Raw genomic sequence first — 17,437 nt, forward strand, 5'->3', positions numbered from 1 at the left:
CCCCCTCCACCACTTCGTGGTCCCCCCGCTTCGCAGGGGAGGTTCGCGAGGTCGATCGTTCCAAGTACCTCCCCCATTCATGGGGGAGGGGGACCACGAAGTGGTGGAGGGGGCGCTGGGGACGCCCTCGGCCTCAGGCCTCCTGCTTCGCGAGCCAGCGGTTCACGCGGGCTTCGAGGATGGGCATGGGCTGGGAGCCGCCGCCGAGGACGGTGTCGTGGAAGGTGCGGTAGTCGAACCTGGCGCCCAGGGCGGAGCGGGCCTTGTCGCGCAGCTTCTGGATGCGGATCATGCCGATCTTGTAGCAATTGGCCTGGCCGGGGTTGAGGAAGTAGCGCTGGATCTCGGCGCGGACGGCGGCTTCGGGCTGGGCGGAGTTGGAGAGGAAGTAGGCGACCGCCTGCTCCTCGCTCCAGCCCTTGGCGTGGATGCCGGTGTCGACCACGAGGCGGATGGCGCGCCAGATCTCGCCCGAAAGGCGGCCGAAGTCGTTGTAGGGGTCGACGTCGAAGCCCATCTCCTTCGCCAGGGCTTCCGAGTAGAGGCCCCAGCCTTCCGAATAGGCCGTGTAGCCGTACTGGGTGCGGAACTTCGGGACGCCCGTCAGCTCCTGGGCGATCGAGATCTGCATGTGATGGCCCGGCAGGCCCTCGTGGTAGGCGATGTTCTCGAGCTGGTAGGTCGGCATCGCGCTCATGTCGCTGAGGTGCGAGTAGAAGATGCCGGGGCGCGAGCCGTCGGGCGTGCCCGGGAAGTAGTGCTGGGCGGCGCCGGGGATCTCGCGGAACGCCTCGACGCGCTTCACCACGAGGTCGGCCTTGGGGAGGATGCCGAAGTAGGCGGGCAGCTTCTTCTTCATGCCCGCGAGGTAGCCGTCGGCGAGCCTGAGATACTCCGCGCGGCCCTCGTCGGTGTTGGGCAGGTAGAAGCGCTTGTCGGTGCGCATGAAGACGAAGAACTCGGGCAGCGCGCCCGTGAAGCCGGTCTTCGCCTTCACCGCCTCCATCTCGCCGCGGATGCGGGCGACCTCGGAGAGGCCGAGCTGGTGGATCTCCTCGGCGGTCATGTCGGTGGTGGTCTGCAGCTTCAGCGCCGCGTCGTAGTAGGCGCGGCCGTCGGGCAGCGCGCCGGCGCCCCTGGCCTCGGGCGTGGTGTTGGCGACGTCGGCCGCGAGCCAGGCGCCGACGCGGTCGTAGGCGGGCTTCATCCGGCCGGTCATCGCGGCCGCAGCGGCCTTCACGAGGGCGTCGGCCCTGGCGTCGTCGAGCTTGCCCGCGTCCTTCAGCGCCGCGACCTTCTTCCTGAAGTCGGCGTACATCGGCGAGTCCGGGCCGTCGGAGAACGGCGCGCCGGCGGTGACGCGGGCGAGGTCCTTCTGGCCCTGGACGTAGTCGAAGCGGGGCATGCGCACGCCCTCGGCCGCGGCGGCCCTGGCGCGCACCAGCATCTGGTCCAGCGCCGCGTCGATCCGGCCGATGCGGGCGATGTAGGCCTCGGCGTCGGCGGGCGTGTCGACGCGGTGGAAGTTGATCAGGAAGTTCGGCAGGCCCACGTGGGCCGCGCCGCGGGAGAAGACGTAGCGGTGGCGGCGCCACCTGTTGCGCAGTTCCGCCTGGTCGAGCGCCAGGATCCACATGTCGTAGGAGGTGCGCGCCTCCTCGCCCAGCCTGGCCGGGTCGAACTTCGCCTTCATGCGGGCCACGCTGCCGCGGCGCCAGGCCAGCACCTTCTCGCCGTGGGCCTCGCTGCGGTCGGTGAGGTGGTCGTACTGCTCCTTGCGGCCCTGGGAGGTCAGCTCCTCGGGGTCCATCTGCACTTCGGTCTCGTACTCGGCGTCGAGGAAGGCGGTGAGCTGCCGGTCGAGATCGCCGGCCTGCGCCGCGGCGGGCAGCGCGCCGGCGAGGGCGGCGCCCGCCGTCGTGGCGAGGAACGTGCGGCGGTCGAAGTGCGAGGTCATGGGTACTCAGGCTTTCTGTGAGGCGGTCCAGCGGCGGGCGACGCCCTCCAGCACGGTCAGGGGCATGGCGCCGCCCGCGAGGACGGCGTCGTGGTACCGGCGGATGTCGAATTTCGGGCCGAGCGCCTTCTGGGCCTCGGCGCGCAGGCGCAGCCAGGTGAGCTTGCCCACCATGTAGGCGCAGGCCTGGCCGGGGCGGACGCAGTAGCGCTCGATCTCGGTGGCCGCCGACGAGGTCGGGCTGCCGTCGATGGCGGTCATGGCGGCGATGGCCTTCTCGCGGCTCCAGCGCATCGCGTGCAGGCCGGTGTCGACGACGAGGCGCGCGGCGCGGAACAGCGAGGCCTGGATCTGGCCCAGCTCGCCCAGCGGATCGTCCCGGTACTCGCCCATCTCCAGCGCGAGCTGCTCGGCGTACATCGCCCAGCCCTCGGCGAAGGCCGGGAAGCCGGCCAGCTTGCGCAGCATCGGCAGGTCGGCCTCCATCTGCAGCGAGCGCTGCAGGTGATGGCCCGGGATCGCCTCGTGGTAGGTGAGCGTCTTCAGCGTCCAGGACGGGTTCTCGGCGCTGTCCCTGAGGTTGATCCAGTAGACGCCGGGCCGCGAGCCGTCGACCGGCGGGCGGTTGTAGTAGCCGCCCGGCGCGCCGGCCTCGATGAACTTCGGCACGCGGCGGATCTCGACGTCGGCCTTGGGGAGCCTGCCGAACATGGCGGGCAGGCGCGGGCGAATCTCGGCCACGACGGCGTTCAGGTCGGCGATCAGCTTCTCCTTGCCGGCGTCGGTGTTCGGATAGTGGTGTTTCGGGTCGGCGAAGAGGGCGGCGATGCGCTCGCCGACGGTTCCCTGGGTCATCCCCTGCCTGGCCAGGATCACCTCGGCGCGGGCGGCGAGTTCGCGGGCCTGGTCCAGGCCCATCCGGTGGATGTCCCTGGGCGTGAGCTCGGTCGTCGTGAAGTTGCGGAGCGCGTCGCGGTAGTAGCCCGCGCCGCCGGGTAGCTTCCAGACGCCGGCGTCGGGCCGGGCGACGGCCCTCAGGCCCTGCATCGCGGCGATCTGACGGTCGAGGGCGGGGTAGACGTAGGCCGTCAGCGCGCGCTCGGCGGCGGCGGCGTAGTTCCCCTCGATCCCCTTCTCCTTCACCCGCGCGGTGAGCTGGGTGACCAGCGGCGATTGGGCGGGCTCGGAGGCCCGGAGCGCCGTCATCTGGGCGAGGGTGCGCTCGCAGATGAAGTCGGGTGGGACGACGCCGAGGTTGCGGTCGCGCTGCGTCCGCTGGACCTCCTGGTCCATCACGACGGCGAAGGCGACCAGGCGTTCGAGGTAGGCGTCGGCGTCGGCCCTGGTCTCGATCGTGTGCTGCGTGCCGAGGAAGTCCGGGATGTCCTGGTAGGCGCCGGTGAGCTGGCTGAGCACGTAGGGTTCGCCCGCGCCCTCGTAGCCGTAGGCGTACCGGCGGCCCGCCGCCTCGTCGCCGGCCAGGGTGAAGAGGACGGCGTCGTAGTTGACCTGCTCGGGCGGGCTGAGCCGGGCGCGGTCCACCGTCTTCAGCAGCTTCAGGTGCGCCGCCGTACGGTCCTTGTCCGCGTCCAAGCCCTGGACCGAAGCGTCGGAGAGCTTCGACTTCGCCGCCGCGCGGGCGTCCTTGTCGAGGCCGAGCGCGGTGACGGTCTCGGGGTCGTCGTCCAGCACCGCCTCGAAGATGCGGTCGAAGACGGCGCGGAGCTTCGTATCCTCGGGTGTGACCGCCGCGGCGGCGGGGGCGAGGGCCACCCCGGCCGCAGCCGCCAGGAACGCGCGTCGGTCGAACCTCGTCACGGCCGTCTCCCCTCCCCCTTGCGGGGAGGGGTTGGGGGTGGGGGCGCCGAACGTGGAACGCTGCGCGGACACCCCCACCCCCAACCCCTCTCCGCAAGGGGGAGGGGCGATGAGGGTGGCGGCGTCGTGCATGGTCAGGCCCTGTTCGCGGCGATGTAGTTGTCGATCACGCTTTCCAGCGCGGTCAGCGGCATCGAGCCCGAGAGCAGGATCGCGTCGTGGAACCTGCGCGGATCGTAGCGGTCGCCGAGCGCCGCCCTCGCCTTCTCGCGCAGGCGCAGGATGGTGAGCTTGCCCACCATGTAGCTGCACGCCTGGCCCGGCCAGACCGAATAGCGCTCGATCTCCTGGGCGGCCAGCGGCTCGGGGTCGCCCTCGATGTCGCGCATCGTCGCGATGGCCTTCTCGCGGCTCCATTTCAGGGCGTGCAGGCCGGTGTCGGTGACCAGGCGGGCCGAGCGCAGCAGGGCGTCGTGGATATAGCCCAGCTCGTTCAGCGGCTCGCCCTTGTAGAGCCCCATCTCCTGCACGACCTGCTCGGAATAGAGCGCCCAGCCCTCGGCGTAGGCCCCGAAGCCCTGCACGCGGCGCAGCATCGGCAGGTCGGCCTCGCGTTGCAGGGCGATCTGCATGTGGTGGCCGGGGATGGCCTCGTGGAAGGTGGTGGTCGGCAGGAACCAGTACGGGCTCTCGGCCGTGTCGCGCAGGTTCAGCCAGTAGATGCCGGGACGCGACCCATCCAGGCTCGGGGCCTCGTAGTGGGTCGAGGCGCCCTGCTCGGTGGTGGCCGGGATGCGGCGGATCTCCACATCGGCCTTGGGCAGCGTGCCGAACTGTTCGGGCAGGCGGGCGCGGATGCGGGCGACCTCCTTGTTGAGGTCGGCGATGATCCTGGCCTTGCCGGCGTCGGTGTTCGGATAGACGCCCTTCTTCGAGGCGTAGAGCGCCTGGTAGCGCTGGCCGATGCCGCCCCGGGTGAAGCCCAGTTGCCTGAACAGCACCTCGGCGCGGGCGTGCAGCTCCTTCGTCACGTCGAGGCCCATCTGGTGGACCTCGGCCGGCGTCAGCTTCGTGGTCGTCGCGTTGGCCAGGGACTGGGCGTAGTAGGCCTCGCCGTCCGGCAGGCGCCAGACGCCGGCGTCGTGGACGGCCTTGCCGCGCAGCTCCTCCATCAGCGCGATCTGGCGGTCGAGGGCGGGCAGCACCTTGGCCTCGTAGGCGGCGGCGGCCCTGGCGGCCCAGTCGCCGGGGATGCCCTTGGCCCTGGCGCGGGCGGCGAGCGCGCTGACCAGCGTCGACCTGTCGGCCGGGACGCGCAGGCCCTTCATGCCGGCGATGCAGCCCCGGACCGCGAAGTCGGGCGGGACGACGCCCAGGCCCGCGTCGCGGCGGACCCGCTCGATCTCCTGGTCCATGACCCGGCCGATGGCCTCCAGGCGCGAGAGGTAGGCGTCGCAATCCTCCCGGCTCTCGATCCGGTGCTGGGTGGCCATGAAGTCGGGCGCGTCCTGCCAGACGCCGGTGATCTGGGAGAGGACATAGGGCGCGCCGGCGCCCTGGCGGCCGTAGACGAAGCGGGCGTCCGCGTCGGCCGTCGACTGCAGCTCGAACAGGATGGAATCGTAGTTCACCGCCGCCATGCCGGTCAGCGCCTTGCGGTTGACGGCCTTCAGGCGGCGGAGCTGGTCGGCGTTCAGCTTGCGGCGGCGGTCGACGCCGGCGATCGAGGCGTCGGAGAGCTTGCCGGCCTCGTCGGCCAGCTTGCCCTTGTCGAGGCCCAGCGAAGTGGCGAGCTCGGGGCTCTCGCGCAGGTTCTCGTCGAAGAAGTCGGCCATCAGCCTGTTGAGGTGCGACTCGGCCGACGGCGGCCTGGGCGGCGGCGGCGCCTGGGGCGGCGGCGGCGGGATCGGCGGCAGGTTCTCGTCGGCGGTGGCGCATCCGGAGAGCGCGAGCGCGCCCGCCAGGGTCAAGAGCTGCCGACGGCTGTGCATTGGTTACGCCTCCCCACGTAGGACCCGCCCAGGCTTAGGACCGCGGCGAAGGTCGCGGCAAGCCGAGCGGACGGGATGGAAACATTAATTCCCGGTAATGCGAAATGGCTTGCCGCCCGGGCCGACGGGAGGCAGGTCGGATTTCGTCGTCCGTCCCGGCCCGATCACAAGGATTCCATCACGATGTTCGGTGTCTCGCGGCATGTCCTCGCCGCCGTCCTCTCGCTCACCGTGGCCCTGCCCCTGACCGCAGGCGCCGCCACGCCCGGCGCGGCCGACCGGACCATCGCCGCCATCCGCAAGAGCCCCGGCTTCAAGGCCGCGCAGGCCGCGCTGGACGCCGACCACGACCGCATCGTCGCCGAGACCATCCAGCTCACCGAGATCCCCGCGCCGCCGTTCAAGGAGACGGCGCGCGGGCAGGCCTACATGGCGATGCTGAAGGCCGCGGGACTGACCGACGTCGAGATGGACGCCGAGGGCAACGTCATGGGCCTGCGCCGCGGGACGGGCGCCGCGGGCGGGCCCGTGGTGGTGCTGGCCGCGCACCTCGACACCGTGTTTCCCGAGGGCACGGACGTGAAGGTGCGCCGCGAGGGGACCAGGCTGCATGCGCCGGGCGTCGGGGACGACACCCATTCGCTGGCGGTGGTGCTGGGCTACGTCCGCGCGCTCGACGCCGCGAAGATCAGGACGAGGAAGGACATCCTGTTCGTCGGCAACGTGGGCGAGGAAGGCCCGGGCGACCTGCGCGGCACGCGCTTCCTGTTCGGCAAGGGCAAGTACAAGGACCGGATCGCCGCCTTCTTCTCGATGGACGGGACGTCGGCCGACCGCGTGACCTATGGCGCGGTGGGCTCGCGGCGCTATCGCGTGACGTTCAAGGGGCCGGGCGGGCACAGCTATGGCGCGTTCGGCCTGGTGAACCCGATGGCGGCCATGGGGACCACGGTGGTCGAGATGAACAAGATCAGGACGCCGGCCCAGCCGAAGACCACCTACATGACCAGCGTGGTCGGGGGCGGCACATCCGTGAACTCGATCCCGGACGCCATCTGGCTCGAGGTCGACATGCGCTCCGAGAGCAAGGAGGAGCTCGCGAAGATCGACGGGCAGTTCCTGGCCATCGTGAAGCAGGCGGTGGAACAGGAGAACGCGGCGCGCTCGACCCGCGCGGGCGCGATCAGCGCCGAGGTGAAGCAGATCGGCGACCGGCCGACGGGGGCCACCAAGGAAGACGCCGAGATCGTGCAGCTCACCTCGGCGGCGGTGAAGGCGGCGGGCTACACCCCGATCCTGGGGGCCAGCTCGACGGACTCCAACGTGCCGATCAGCCTGGGCATCCCGGCCGTCACCATCGGCTCGGGCGGCGAAGGCGGCCGGGCGCACGCGCCGGACGAGTGGATCGACGTCTCCAAGCCCGAGAGCCTGAACGGCATGAGCGTGGGCCTGGCGGCCCTGCTGGCGGTGGCGGGGACGTAGGGATCAGCCCTACCCTCGACCCAAACTCCCAGCTCGTCATGGCCGGGCCTGTCCCGGCCACCCATGAACACCGACGTCGCAGGAAACCCTGCAGCGGCGACGCAGCGGCTATTCATCAGGCACGGAGTTCATGGGTGGCCGGCACAAGGCCGGCCATGACGTACTAGAGGGAGATGATGGCCCACAGCGTCCGCTCCGCACAGAAGACCGTCGCCGTCGTCGGCGGGGGGCCGGCGGGGTTGTTCGCGGCCGAGCGGCTGGCGGTGGCGGGCTGTGCGGTCACCGTCTGGGAGCGGATGCCGTCGGTGGGGCGGAAGTTCCTGATGGCCGGGCGCGGCGGGCTGAACCTGACGCACTCCGAAGGGTTCGAGGCGTTCGCCGGGCGGTACGGCGCGGCGGCGGACTGGGCGCGGCCGATGCTGGCGGCGTTTCCGCCGGGCGAGCTGGCCGCGTGGGCGGAGGGGCTCGGTCAGCCGACCTTCGTGGGCTCGTCGGGGCGGGTGTTCCCGAAGGCGATGAAGGCCTCGCCCCTGCTGCGCGCGTGGCTGGCGCGGCTGGCGGGCTTGGGCGTCGCGGTGCGCACGCGCAGCGCGTGGCTCGGCTGGGCGGACGACGGGGCGCTGCGGTTCGCGACGCCGGACGGCGAGGCCGTGGCGCGGCCGGACGCGACCGTGCTGGCGCTGGGCGGGGCGAGCTGGCCGAAGCTGGGGTCGGACGGGGCCTGGGCCGGGTGGATCGGCGACGTCGCGCCGTTCCGGCCGGCCAACATGGGCTTCGACGTGGCCTGGAGCCCGGTGATGCAGGGGTTCGCCGGCCAGCCGCTGAAGGGGATCGCGCTGACGTTCGGCGAGCGCAGCGTTCGCGGCGAGGCGATGGTGGCCCGCTACGGCCTGGAGGGCGGCGCGGTCTACGCGCTGTCCGCGCCGCTCCGGGACGCCATCGACGCGGACGGCTCGGCGACGGTGAGCTTCGACCTGCGGCCGGACATGAGCGCAGGCGCCCTGACCGCCCGGCTGGGCCAGGGGCGCGGCGCACAGTCGCTGTCGAACCATCTGCGCAAGGCGCTGAAGCTGTCGCCCGTCGAGACCAACCTGCTGCGCGAGGCGCACGGCAAGGACCTTCCCGCGCAGCCCGCCGCCCTGGCCCAGGCGATCAAGGCCGCACCGGTCCGGCTGACCGGCATGCAGGGCCTCGCCCGCGCCATTTCCTCGGCCGGCGGGGTGCGGCTGGGCGCCGTGGACGAGCGGCTGATGCTGAGGGCGCGGCCGGGCGTGTTCGTGGCGGGCGAGATGCTGGACTGGGAGGCGCCGACCGGCGGCTACCTGCTGCAGGCGACCTTTGCGACCGCCGCGCGGGCGGCCGAGGGCGTGCTGGCGTGGACGGCGCGCGGCCGGGCTTGACCGTTCAGGAGGCGTTCAGGCTGGCGGGCCGAGCGTGGAGGTCATGCTCGACCGCCGCCTCCTGCTCGCCGGCCTGGCCGCCCTCGCGGCGTCCCCGGCCGTCGCGGCCGACAAGGCGCTCGCCGAGCAGCCGGAGATGCCGGGCCCCCTCCCCCGCTACCGCGACCTGCCTGTGAGGCGCGTGGACGGCGAGGCCTCGACCCTGGGCCGCCTGCTCGGGCCGCCGCGGCCGGCGGTGGTGAGCTTCTGGGCGACCTGGTGCGCGCCATGCGCTCTGGAGGGCCGCCGGCTCGCGCGCCTGCGCCGCGCCTATCCGGACGAGCGGTTGGCCATCGTCGGGATCAACCTCGACAACCGCCCCGACGACGCCCGCCTCGACCAGTTCCGCCGCAAGGCCGAGATGAACTACACGCAAGGGCTCGACGGGAAGGCGCTCTACCTCGCCCTCAGCGACCGGCCCACGGTCGCCCTGCCGCGGACCTACGTCTTCGACGCGAGCGGCCAGCCCGTCGCCGCGTTCGGACGGTTCTTCGGCGAACGCACGCTGGCCGCCATCGACGTGGCGGTGCGCGCCGTGGTGGCGACCGGGCCTGCGCCGCCTCCGCCAGGACGACGGCTTGCCTGGGCCACGGGTCGACGGTGACGCGGCGCATGTGGCGGCGCTGGCCGGGGTAGTCGTTGAGGGCGAAGTGCCAGACCGAGCGGTTGTCCCAGAAGGCCACCGAGCCGGGACGCCACGAGAAGCGGCAGGTGAACGCCTCGTAGCGGCAGTGCTGGAAAAGATAATCCAGCAGGGCCTTGGATTCGCTGGTCTTCCAGCCCTCGATCTTCAGCGTGAAGGCGGGGTTCACATAGAGCGCCTTGCGGCCGGTCTCGGGGTGGGTGAGCACGATAGGGTGGACGTATTCGCCCACGTAGCCGTCGGCCTCGGCCACCTGCATGGAGCCGCGCTTCTGCGCCGAGTGGCCGGTGGGCGCGTATTCCTTCGAGGCCGAGTGGACCGCGTTCAGGCCCTCCAGCGTGGCCTTCAGGCCGTCCGAGAGCGCGTCGTAGGCGGCGGCCTGGCTGGCGAACAGGGTGTCGCCGCCCCACTCGGGCAGCTCGACGGCGTAGAGGATCGAGCCGATCGCCGGGGTCTCCAGGAAGCTCATGTCGGAGTGCCAGCCGCCGCCGAAGTTGATGCGGTCGGACGGCTCCTTGATGATCTCCATCACCTCGGGCTGGCTGGCCATGCCGCTGACGTAGGGGTGGATGTTGAGCGGGCCGAAGCGGCGGCCGAACGCCACCTGCTGGGCCGGGGTCAGCGCCTGGTCGCGGAAGAAGATGACCTGGTGTTCGACCAGGGCGGCGCGGATCTGCGCGATGGTGTCGTCGGAGAGGTCCTGGGACAGGTCGACGCCGCCGATCTCGGCCCCGAGCGCGCCGGCGGTCCGGCGGATTTGCAGCGACTGGCTCATGACGGCTCCGCGGGCGTGGCTGCCCTGGGCCGTGAGAATAGGGAGAGAACGCCCGATGGACAAACCCGCGCCCGCCGCGGACGTCCCCTCCCGACCGGTCAGGCCATCGCGATCCGGCGGCGGCGGAGCGCGGCGCCTGCGGCGCCGAAACCCAGGATCATCAGCGCCCAGGCGCCCGGCTCGGGCACGGCGCCGCCGACCGGCGTGTCGTAGAGCGCGACCGCGACGCCGTGGACGAGGTTCTCCGTATAGCTGGGCGTCCAGTTGGCGCCGCCGTCGTTGGACCTGAACGCGCCAGCGTTGTCCTCGCCCATGGCGAGATAGCTGGTGTACACGGGCGTGTCGTATCGCAGGCCGAAGTAGTACGAGCCCGCGCCCAGCGAGACGGACGGCAGGTTGAAGGCGTTCAGGACCAGATCGAAACCGCCCAGCCAGCCGCTGCTGTCGGTGGTCAGATCGACGGGGCCGCTCGTGCCGGAGGCGATCAGCGTGCCAGGCTGGCCGCCGTCGCCGTCGGCCTGATAGAAGGCCCAGTTCGCCTGGCCGCCGTTGTTCTCGAGCGGGTCGTTGAAGGTCCAGAAGCTGGCCGACTTCAGCGTCGCCGCAGACGCCAGGGTGAACTTCTGCGCCACCTGGACGTCGCCGCAGGTCGTGTTGAAGTTGCAGGCGCCGATCGGATCGACCCGCTGGACGTCGTTGTCGTAGACGGCCGCCGCCTGGGCGGTGAGCGGCAGCATGAGGGCGACCGCCGCGGCGGCGGCGAAGGTGGTGCGGAGCGTCATCTCGAGGTCCTCCCGGACAGAAGCCGTGGGTGATGTTGGGCCAAGGCTAGGTGCGGGGCGGTCCCTCGGTCGATCACCTGATCAGGTGATTGTTCGCCCGACAGGCGAGCGGCGGATCGCCCAGGGCGGTACGGCGGGTTTGCGCAGATTGGCCCATGACGGCGGCGGGCCGGGTCGCTTACGCTCGCACGAGGCGCGAAAGGCCCCGCGACATGGACAAACCGACCGCCCGGTTCGACGCCGACGCCCACGCCGCCGAGATCCACGCGCGCGGCTTCACGGTCATCCGCGACTTCATGGACGCGGCCACCCTCGCCAGGGTCCGCGAGACGCTGGCGCCGTTTCAGGACCGGCGCCATGGGCGCAACAGCTTCGAGGGCTACAGGACCGAGCGGGTCTACACGCTGGTGGCGCGGGGCGCGGTGTTCGAGGAGCTGACGGCCGAGCCACGGCTCATGGCCATCCTCGACCGGTTCCTGCAGCCCGGCTACCTGCTGACCGCCAGCCAGTCGATCCAGATCAATCCGGGCGAGACGGCGCAGGACATCCACACCGACGACGGCTTCTACCGCCAGCCGCGGCCGCGCCCGGCGATCAGCATGACGGTGATCGCGGCGGTGGACGACTTCACCCAGGCCAACGGCTGCACCGAGGTGATCCCCGGCAGCCACCTGTGGGGCGACCCCGGCGCGCCTGAGCGGCCCGAGACGCAGGAGGCGCTGGAGGCCATGCTGGTCCCGATGGAGATGCCGGCGGGCGCGTGCTTCGTCATGGCCGGGACCTGCCTGCACCGTGGGGGCGCGAACCGGACCGGGCGGCCGCGCCTGGGCTTCACCAACCAGTACTGCGAGCCCTGGGGGCGGACGCAGGAGAACTTCTTCCTCGGCATCCCGCCGGAGCAGGCGCGGGCGATGTCGCCGCGGCTCCAGGCGCTGCTGGGCTACGACATCCACCCGCCGTTCATGGGCATGGTGAGCTCGCTCCATCCGCGCCGGGCGCTGGAGCCGGACTGGGTGGCGCCGGTGGTGGCGCAGCGGGCGACCAAACCTTAGCTGTCATCCGCCCTACCCCAAATTCCGGCGGAACAGGGCGAACAGGCGTTCCCAGTGGCGTTCGGCGGCGGGCTTGTCGTAGACGGGGCGGCCCGGGAAGGCGAAGCCGTGGTGGACGCCGGGGTAGAGTTCGACCTCGGCGTTGGCGTCCTTCAGCGAGGCGTCGAGGGCCTCGACCATCTCCCGCGGCGCGTAGCTGTCGTGCTCGGCGCAGGCGAAGTAGAGCTCGGCCCTGGTCTTCTGCGCCGCCAGGTGCGGGCTGTCGGGGCGGTCGGTGACCAGTTGCACGCCGTAGAGCGAGGCCGCGCAGGCGATCCGCTCGGGATGGCGGGCGGCGGCGTTGATCGCGTACTGGCCGCTCATGCAGTAGCCGATGGCGCCGGCCTTGCCGCGGCTGGCAGCCGGGTCGCGGTCGGCGAAGTCCAGCAGCGCGTCGGTGTCGTCCATCACGAGCGGAATGCTGAGCGAGCCCATCAGGTCGAACATCCGCGCCCGCGCCTCGGCCTCGGGCAGCGGCGGCAGGTCGCCCAGTTCCAGCACGCCCTTCCGGTAGTAGAGGTTGGGCAGCATCACATAGTAGCCGGCCGTGGCGATGCGGCGGGCCATGTCGCGCAGCTCCTCGCGGATCGCCGGGGCGTCCATGTAGAACATCACCAGGGGGTGCGGGCCGCCGCGCTCCGGGTGGACGATGAAGGTGGTGGTCTTCCCGTCCCGGGTGGGGATGTCGACGGTCTGCTCGATCATGGGGCCTCAGACGAGTTCGGAGGGCGCGATCCCCAACTCTTGCAGCATCGGGGCGGCATGGTCGATGCAGCCGGTCATGGTCTTCGGGTCGCCGATGGAAAGCCGGTAGACCGCCTCGGCGATGTATTCGATGGGCGTGACGCGGTCCTTGGTCGCCTCGGTGATCAGGCCGTGGACGGCGACGCCGGGGGTGTCGACCAGGCCGGGCGAGATGACGTTGACGGCGACGTTGTCCTCGTAGACCTCGGAGGCGAGGCCGGTGGAGAAGCGCTCCAGGGCAGCCTTGCACATGCCGTAGATCGTGCCGCCGCCGCGGCGGTTGTAGGGCTGCTGCGGGTGGATGGCCGCGCCGGACGAGATGTTGACGATCCAGCCCTGCCGGCGCTCGCGCATCGACGGCAGGACGAGCTGGGCCAGGTGCAGCGGCGCCCAGACCTGGACCTCGAACATCAGGTCGAAGCGCCTCTTGGGGAAGGTCTCGACCGGGATGAAGAAGGTGACGGCCGCGTCGTTCACCAGGATGTCCACGGGGCCGTAGGCGGCGACGGTCTCATCGACCAGGCGGACGCGGTCGGCCTCGACCGAGAGGTCGGCCCTGACCGCCGTGGCCTCGCCGCCGGCGGCGCGGATGCGCTCGACGGTGGCGTGGAGCGTGCCGGGCAGCTTGCTCTCGCCCTCCTCGGCCGTGCGGGCGGAGGCGACGACCTTGGCGCCCTCCATGGCCAGGCGCACGGCGATGGCCTCGCCGATGCCGCGGCTGGCGCCGGTGACCAGCGCCACCTTGCCCTTCAGCGTCCCGTCCGGATTCACGCCCGCCATCGCGCACTCCTCCCATACCGTTCTTTCTGATCGACGGCAGCGTCGCGCGGGACGCGGGGCGGCGCAAGGGCCAGGACCAATCCACTTCAGCGAACGCTTCCGCGAAGTGGGGCGGAAGGGGGTCGTGCGAATTCTTCGGCTTCGATGGCGCGTCAGCGCCGCTTTGATTCGACCACGAACGAACGCGAAGGCGCACGAACGCGTCGGGGATGATCCGGGCGCTGCGATCCCCTGCGGCCTGTTCGTGTGCCTTCGTGCTCGTTCGTGGTTCCAAATGACGGCGCCTGCGGCGCGCAGGAAGCCTGCGGCTGACACCCCGGATCAGGGCCGGTTCCCGTTGGCCAAGCCTGGTGAACGCAATGCCGATTGGCCCTAGCCACGGTCGCCTTGCCGGATGTCGAGCCGGCCCACCGTGAGTTCGTCGACCTCCAGGCGGCGGATGCGCACGCTGCGGACGGTGAGCCGGCCGATGACGAGGCGGCCGATGGCCAGCGCCCCGAGCGCGACCGCGCCGACGGCCAGGGCGCCCAGCATCGCCGAGCCCAGGGCCGCGGTCCCCACGGCGCCCGCGCCGACCGCCGCGGCGCCGGCGCGGGTGGCGGGCGGTCGGGAGGGCGTCATGGCGATCCTCGGGTCAGGCGCGGGCGGCGAGCGCCGCCTTCACCTCGGCGACGACGCTGGCCCAGTCGCCGGGCTTGGGTTGCCGGAACAGGCGCAGCGACGGGTACCAGGGCGTATCGGTGCGGTCGGCCATCCAGCGCCAGTCGGGGTTGAACGGCAGCATCACGAAGGTCGGCTTGCCCATGGCGCCGGCCAGGTGGGCCATGGCGGTGTCCACGGTGACCACGGCGCCGAGGCCTTCGAGGATCCTGCGGGTGTCCTCCAGGTCGCCGGCGCCGGTGTCCTCGGGCGCGAGGCCGGTCACGCCGGGCCAGGCCCGGATCCCGGCGGCGATGTCGTCTGGCAGCGAGCGGTTGCGGTCGTTGACGTGCTCGGCGCTGCCGCGGGCGACGAAGCCCACCCCCGTTCCGCCGGGGCCGCCCGGCAGGTAGGGCGGCTGCGGCACCGTCGCGAGCGTCGTCCCCATGCGCCACGGCATCGAGCCGATCAGGGTCCAGGCGTCGTGACGCGGGATCGGCACCTGCCCCTCGCCGCTGATGACCGCCGCGCCGAGATGCTCGAACAGGCGCTTCAGCGGCGGCCGGCACGCGATCGTCACCGCGACGCCCTGGGCCTGCAGCGGCTTCACGAAGCGGGCGAACATGATCTGGTCGCCCAGGCCCTGCTCCATCACCGCCAGCAGGCTGTTCACCGGCTGACCCGTCCACTCGGGGAAGCTGAACTGCGGCTTCTTCATGCCGGGCCGGATGCGGCGCTCGTAGAGCGGCCAGCCGGCCGCGAAGTCGCCCGCCCGCAGCCGGACGTAGCCGAGGCGGCGTTCGAACTCGGGATCGCCCGGATGCCTGGCCAGTTGCGCGCGGTAGAGGGCCTCGGCGTCGGCGTGACGGCCCTGGTCTTCGAGCGTGAGGCCGAGGTTCAGCGGCACCGCCGACGGCGGATCGCCCTTCATCAGCGCGCGATAGAGGCCCTCGGCGTCCGCGAGACGGCCCTCGCGGGTGGCCGCCGTCGCCATCTCGAACAGTTGCGTGAGGGTGAAACGTTGGGGGACGGGCTGGGACATCGCGGTCAGACCCATGGCCTGCGTGCGCCGCGTTGGCAAGCCGGGCCTGCGGGCGGACGCCGCACACGCCCGAGGCGCCGCGTCACGCCGCCTTCTGGAGCTCCTGCTTCACCCGCTCGGCCAGGGTCTTGATGTCGATGGGCTTGGGCAGGAACGAGACGTTGCGCTCGCCCTCCAGCAGGTCGGAGAACTCGCTCTCGGCGTAGCCCGAGATGAACATCACCGGGGCGGCGCCCAGGTACTGGCGGGCCTGCTTCAGCAGGTCGGGGCCCTGCATGCCGGGCATGACCACGTCGGAGATCATCAGGTCGATCTCGCCGGCGTGGGTCTCGGCGTACTCCAGGGCCTCTTCGCCGCTGGCGGCCTCGATGACGTCGTAGCCGCGGGCGCGGAGCAGCTTGGCGGCGACGCCGCGCACCGCGTCCTCGTCCTCGACGAAGAGGATGCGCCCGGCGCCGGAGAGGTCGCGGGCGGCGGGGCGCTTCGGGGCCACGGGCTCGGGCGCCGGCGCCGCCGACACCGGGGCGAGGTGGACCGGCAGGAAGATGCGGAAGGCCGCCCCCTCGCCCGGCTTCGACGCCACGGCGATCCAGCCGTCAGACTGCTTGACGATGCCGTAGACGGTCGCGAGGCCCAGCCCCGTCCCCTCGCCCACGGGCTTGGTGGTGAAGAAGGGGTCGAAGATCTTGTCCATGACCTCGGGCGGGATGCCGGGGCCGTCGTCGGAGACCTCGACCATCGCCTGGTCGCCGACCGCGGTGGGATAGCCGAGCCCCCGCGCCCCGTCCTGGGTCACGCGGGCCGTGCGGATGCGGATGGTCCCGCCGCCGTGGCTGCGGATCGCGTCGCGGGCGTTGACGACCAGGTTCATGATCGCGGTGTCGAGCTGGCCACGGTCGGCGCGCACGTGCGGCAGGTTGCGGCCGTAGTCGGTGACCAGCTTGATGTCCTCGTAGAGCAGCCGGCGCAGCAGCACCTCGGACTCCGAGATCATCTCGCCCACGTCGAGGATCTCGCGCTGGACGGTCTGCTTGCGCGAGAAGGCCAGCAGCTTGCGGACCAGGTCGGCGGCCCGCATGGACGTCTGCTTGATCTCGTTGAGGCCTTCGTAGCTGGGGTCGCCCACCGGGTGGCGGGTGGCCAGCACGTCGAGCTGCATCAGGATGGCGGTGAGCAGGTTGTTGAAGTCGTGCGCCACGCCCCCGGCGAGCTGGCCGATGGCCTGCATCTTCTGGCTCTGGGCGAGCTGCAGCTCGACCTGCTTCTGGTCGGAGACGTCGACGAGGTAGGCCACCCAGCGGCCGCCGCCCTGCGACAGATAGAGGTGGGCGATGCGGGCCGGGTCGTGCGCCAGGCGCACCTCGAGCGGGGTGTGGCCGTCGCGCGCCTGGTCGATGCGCAGACCCGCGTCCAGGCGGCTGGCGGCCTCGATCAGGCGGCCGAACACCTGGCCGGCCTCACCGCCCGGGGCGAGCTGGGCCAGGGCCGGGTTGGCCTCGACGATCTTCGCCTCGAACGGGTCCTCGCCCTCCAGCAGGGCCGCGCCGAACGGCGAGGCGGCGGCGAAGGCGTCCAGCACCTTGGGCGGCGGCGCCTTGGCGCCGGCGACGGCGTTCAGCACCTCCATCGCCGACGACGGGAGCGCCAGCGGGCCATTGCCCCGGCCGGTGAGGCGCACGAGGAAGCGCCGCGGCCCGATCGGGGAGACCAGGGCGTCGTGCTCCTGCCCGCCGGTCTTCAGCGTCGCGCGGCCGAGTTCGCCCCGGCGGGCGGCGGCGAGCGCGCCGAACAGGCTGGAGGCGGCCGCCCCGCTCTTGGGCAGGCGCGGGGCCGCGCCCATGGCCTCGCGCCAGGCCGGGTTGGTGGTGAGCAGGCGGCCGTCGGGCGCGGCCACGGCCGCGGGCTCGTCCAGCGCCGACAGGAAGGTCTCGGCGCCGACCTCGGTCTCGACCGGCTCCTCGACCGTGCCGCGCAGCACGAAGAGGCCCAGGCAGCAGACGCCGGCCAGGCCGAACAGCAGCAGCGATCCCGCCAGCGTCTCGGGCCCGCGGTTCACCAGCGGCGCGGCGGCGAACGCCACGGCCAGCAGGAAGAACAGCACGGCCAGCGCGATCAGCGGGTCGGTCTTGCGGGTCCTGGTCGGCGGCTCGGCCATGGCGAGCGTCGGCGCCTCCGGCGAATCGATGATCTGCATTCTGTCACAGGGCCTTGGGAACCACGAAAGACACGAAAATCACGAAGGCGCCCGGAGACC

General features: G+C 71.9%; 13 protein-coding genes and 1 pseudogene. 4 read left to right on the forward strand and 10 right to left on the reverse strand.

Going from position 1 to position 17,437, the window contains the following annotated elements; genetic code table 11:
* Window positions 1-133 precede the first annotated feature (133 nt).
* From KF737_RS14550 to KF737_RS14560, 3 genes are all read right to left on the reverse strand, one after another.
* Window positions 134-1,957: a DUF885 family protein gene (locus KF737_RS14550; RefSeq protein WP_296456130.1), complete on the reverse strand. Its 1,824-nt coding sequence runs from the start codon at window positions 1,955-1,957 to the stop codon at window positions 134-136.
* Window positions 1,958-1,963: 6 nt separating this feature from the next.
* The gene (locus KF737_RS14555; RefSeq protein ID WP_296456132.1) at window positions 1,964-3,775 is read right to left on the reverse strand and encodes a DUF885 family protein; all 1,812 of its coding nucleotides are present in this window, start codon (window positions 3,773-3,775) and stop codon (window positions 1,964-1,966) included.
* A 134-nt stretch (window positions 3,776-3,909) separates the two neighbouring features.
* Window positions 3,910-5,766, reverse strand: coding sequence for a DUF885 family protein (locus tag KF737_RS14560; RefSeq protein WP_296456135.1), 1,857 nt, complete (start codon window positions 5,764-5,766; stop codon window positions 3,910-3,912).
* Window positions 5,767-5,949: 183 nt separating this feature from the next.
* On the opposite strand from KF737_RS14560, the gene KF737_RS14565 reads away from it, so the two are divergent.
* From KF737_RS14565 to KF737_RS14575, 3 genes are all read left to right on the forward strand, one after another.
* Window positions 5,950-7,248 carry a M20/M25/M40 family metallo-hydrolase gene (locus KF737_RS14565; RefSeq protein WP_296456137.1) on the forward strand — a complete coding sequence of 433 codons (1,299 nt, stop codon included), beginning with the start codon at window positions 5,950-5,952 and terminating at the stop codon, window positions 7,246-7,248.
* A 176-nt stretch (window positions 7,249-7,424) separates the two neighbouring features.
* Window positions 7,425-8,648, forward strand: coding sequence for a TIGR03862 family flavoprotein (locus KF737_RS14570; RefSeq protein WP_296456140.1), 1,224 nt, complete (start codon window positions 7,425-7,427; stop codon window positions 8,646-8,648).
* A gap of 43 nt (window positions 8,649-8,691) precedes the next feature.
* Window positions 8,692-9,291 carry a TlpA disulfide reductase family protein gene (locus KF737_RS14575; RefSeq protein ID WP_296456143.1) on the forward strand — a complete coding sequence of 200 codons (600 nt, stop codon included), beginning with the start codon at window positions 8,692-8,694 and terminating at the stop codon, window positions 9,289-9,291.
* A gap of 55 nt (window positions 9,292-9,346) precedes the next feature.
* Here KF737_RS14575 and KF737_RS14580 read toward each other — a convergent pair.
* Together KF737_RS14580 and KF737_RS14585 are read right to left on the reverse strand one after the other, a co-directional pair.
* Window positions 9,347-10,105 (reverse strand): annotated as a pseudogene (locus KF737_RS14580) (TauD/TfdA dioxygenase family protein); the annotation flags it as partial.
* A 98-nt stretch (window positions 10,106-10,203) separates the two neighbouring features.
* Window positions 10,204-10,887 (reverse strand): PEPxxWA-CTERM sorting domain-containing protein, encoded by a 684-nt coding sequence (locus KF737_RS14585; protein WP_296456146.1) that lies wholly within the window; start codon window positions 10,885-10,887, stop codon window positions 10,204-10,206.
* Window positions 10,888-11,099: 212 nt separating this feature from the next.
* On the opposite strand from KF737_RS14585, the gene KF737_RS14590 reads away from it, so the two are divergent.
* Window positions 11,100-11,939: a phytanoyl-CoA dioxygenase family protein gene (locus tag KF737_RS14590; protein WP_296456149.1), complete on the forward strand. Its 840-nt coding sequence runs from the start codon at window positions 11,100-11,102 to the stop codon at window positions 11,937-11,939.
* A 12-nt stretch (window positions 11,940-11,951) separates the two neighbouring features.
* Here the strand turns inward: KF737_RS14590 and KF737_RS14595 are convergent, their stop codons facing one another.
* The 5 genes from KF737_RS14595 to cckA all read right to left on the reverse strand — a co-directional run bounded on the left by KF737_RS14595 (window position 11,952) and on the right by cckA (window position 17,338).
* Complete coding sequence (locus KF737_RS14595; protein ID WP_296456152.1) at window positions 11,952-12,683, reverse strand: dienelactone hydrolase family protein; 732 nt, start codon at window positions 12,681-12,683, stop codon at window positions 11,952-11,954.
* A 6-nt stretch (window positions 12,684-12,689) separates the two neighbouring features.
* Window positions 12,690-13,502 (reverse strand): SDR family NAD(P)-dependent oxidoreductase, encoded by an 813-nt coding sequence (locus KF737_RS14600; RefSeq protein WP_296456155.1) that lies wholly within the window; start codon window positions 13,500-13,502, stop codon window positions 12,690-12,692.
* Between the two features lie 372 nt (window positions 13,503-13,874).
* A complete protein-coding gene (locus KF737_RS14605; RefSeq protein ID WP_296456158.1) occupies window positions 13,875-14,123 on the reverse strand; it encodes a hypothetical protein in 249 nt (82 codons plus the stop codon).
* Between the two features lie 13 nt (window positions 14,124-14,136).
* Complete coding sequence (locus KF737_RS14610) at window positions 14,137-15,183, reverse strand: tetratricopeptide repeat protein (protein WP_296456161.1); 1,047 nt, start codon at window positions 15,181-15,183, stop codon at window positions 14,137-14,139.
* Between the two features lie 82 nt (window positions 15,184-15,265).
* Window positions 15,266-17,338 carry a cell cycle histidine kinase CckA gene (gene cckA, locus KF737_RS14615; RefSeq protein WP_296456388.1) on the reverse strand — a complete coding sequence of 691 codons (2,073 nt, stop codon included), beginning with the start codon at window positions 17,336-17,338 and terminating at the stop codon, window positions 15,266-15,268.
* Window positions 17,339-17,437: the final 99 nt, after the last annotated feature.

It is taken from the genome of Phenylobacterium sp., from assembly GCF_019636135.1.
Classification (GTDB): domain Bacteria; phylum Pseudomonadota; class Alphaproteobacteria; order Caulobacterales; family Caulobacteraceae; genus Phenylobacterium.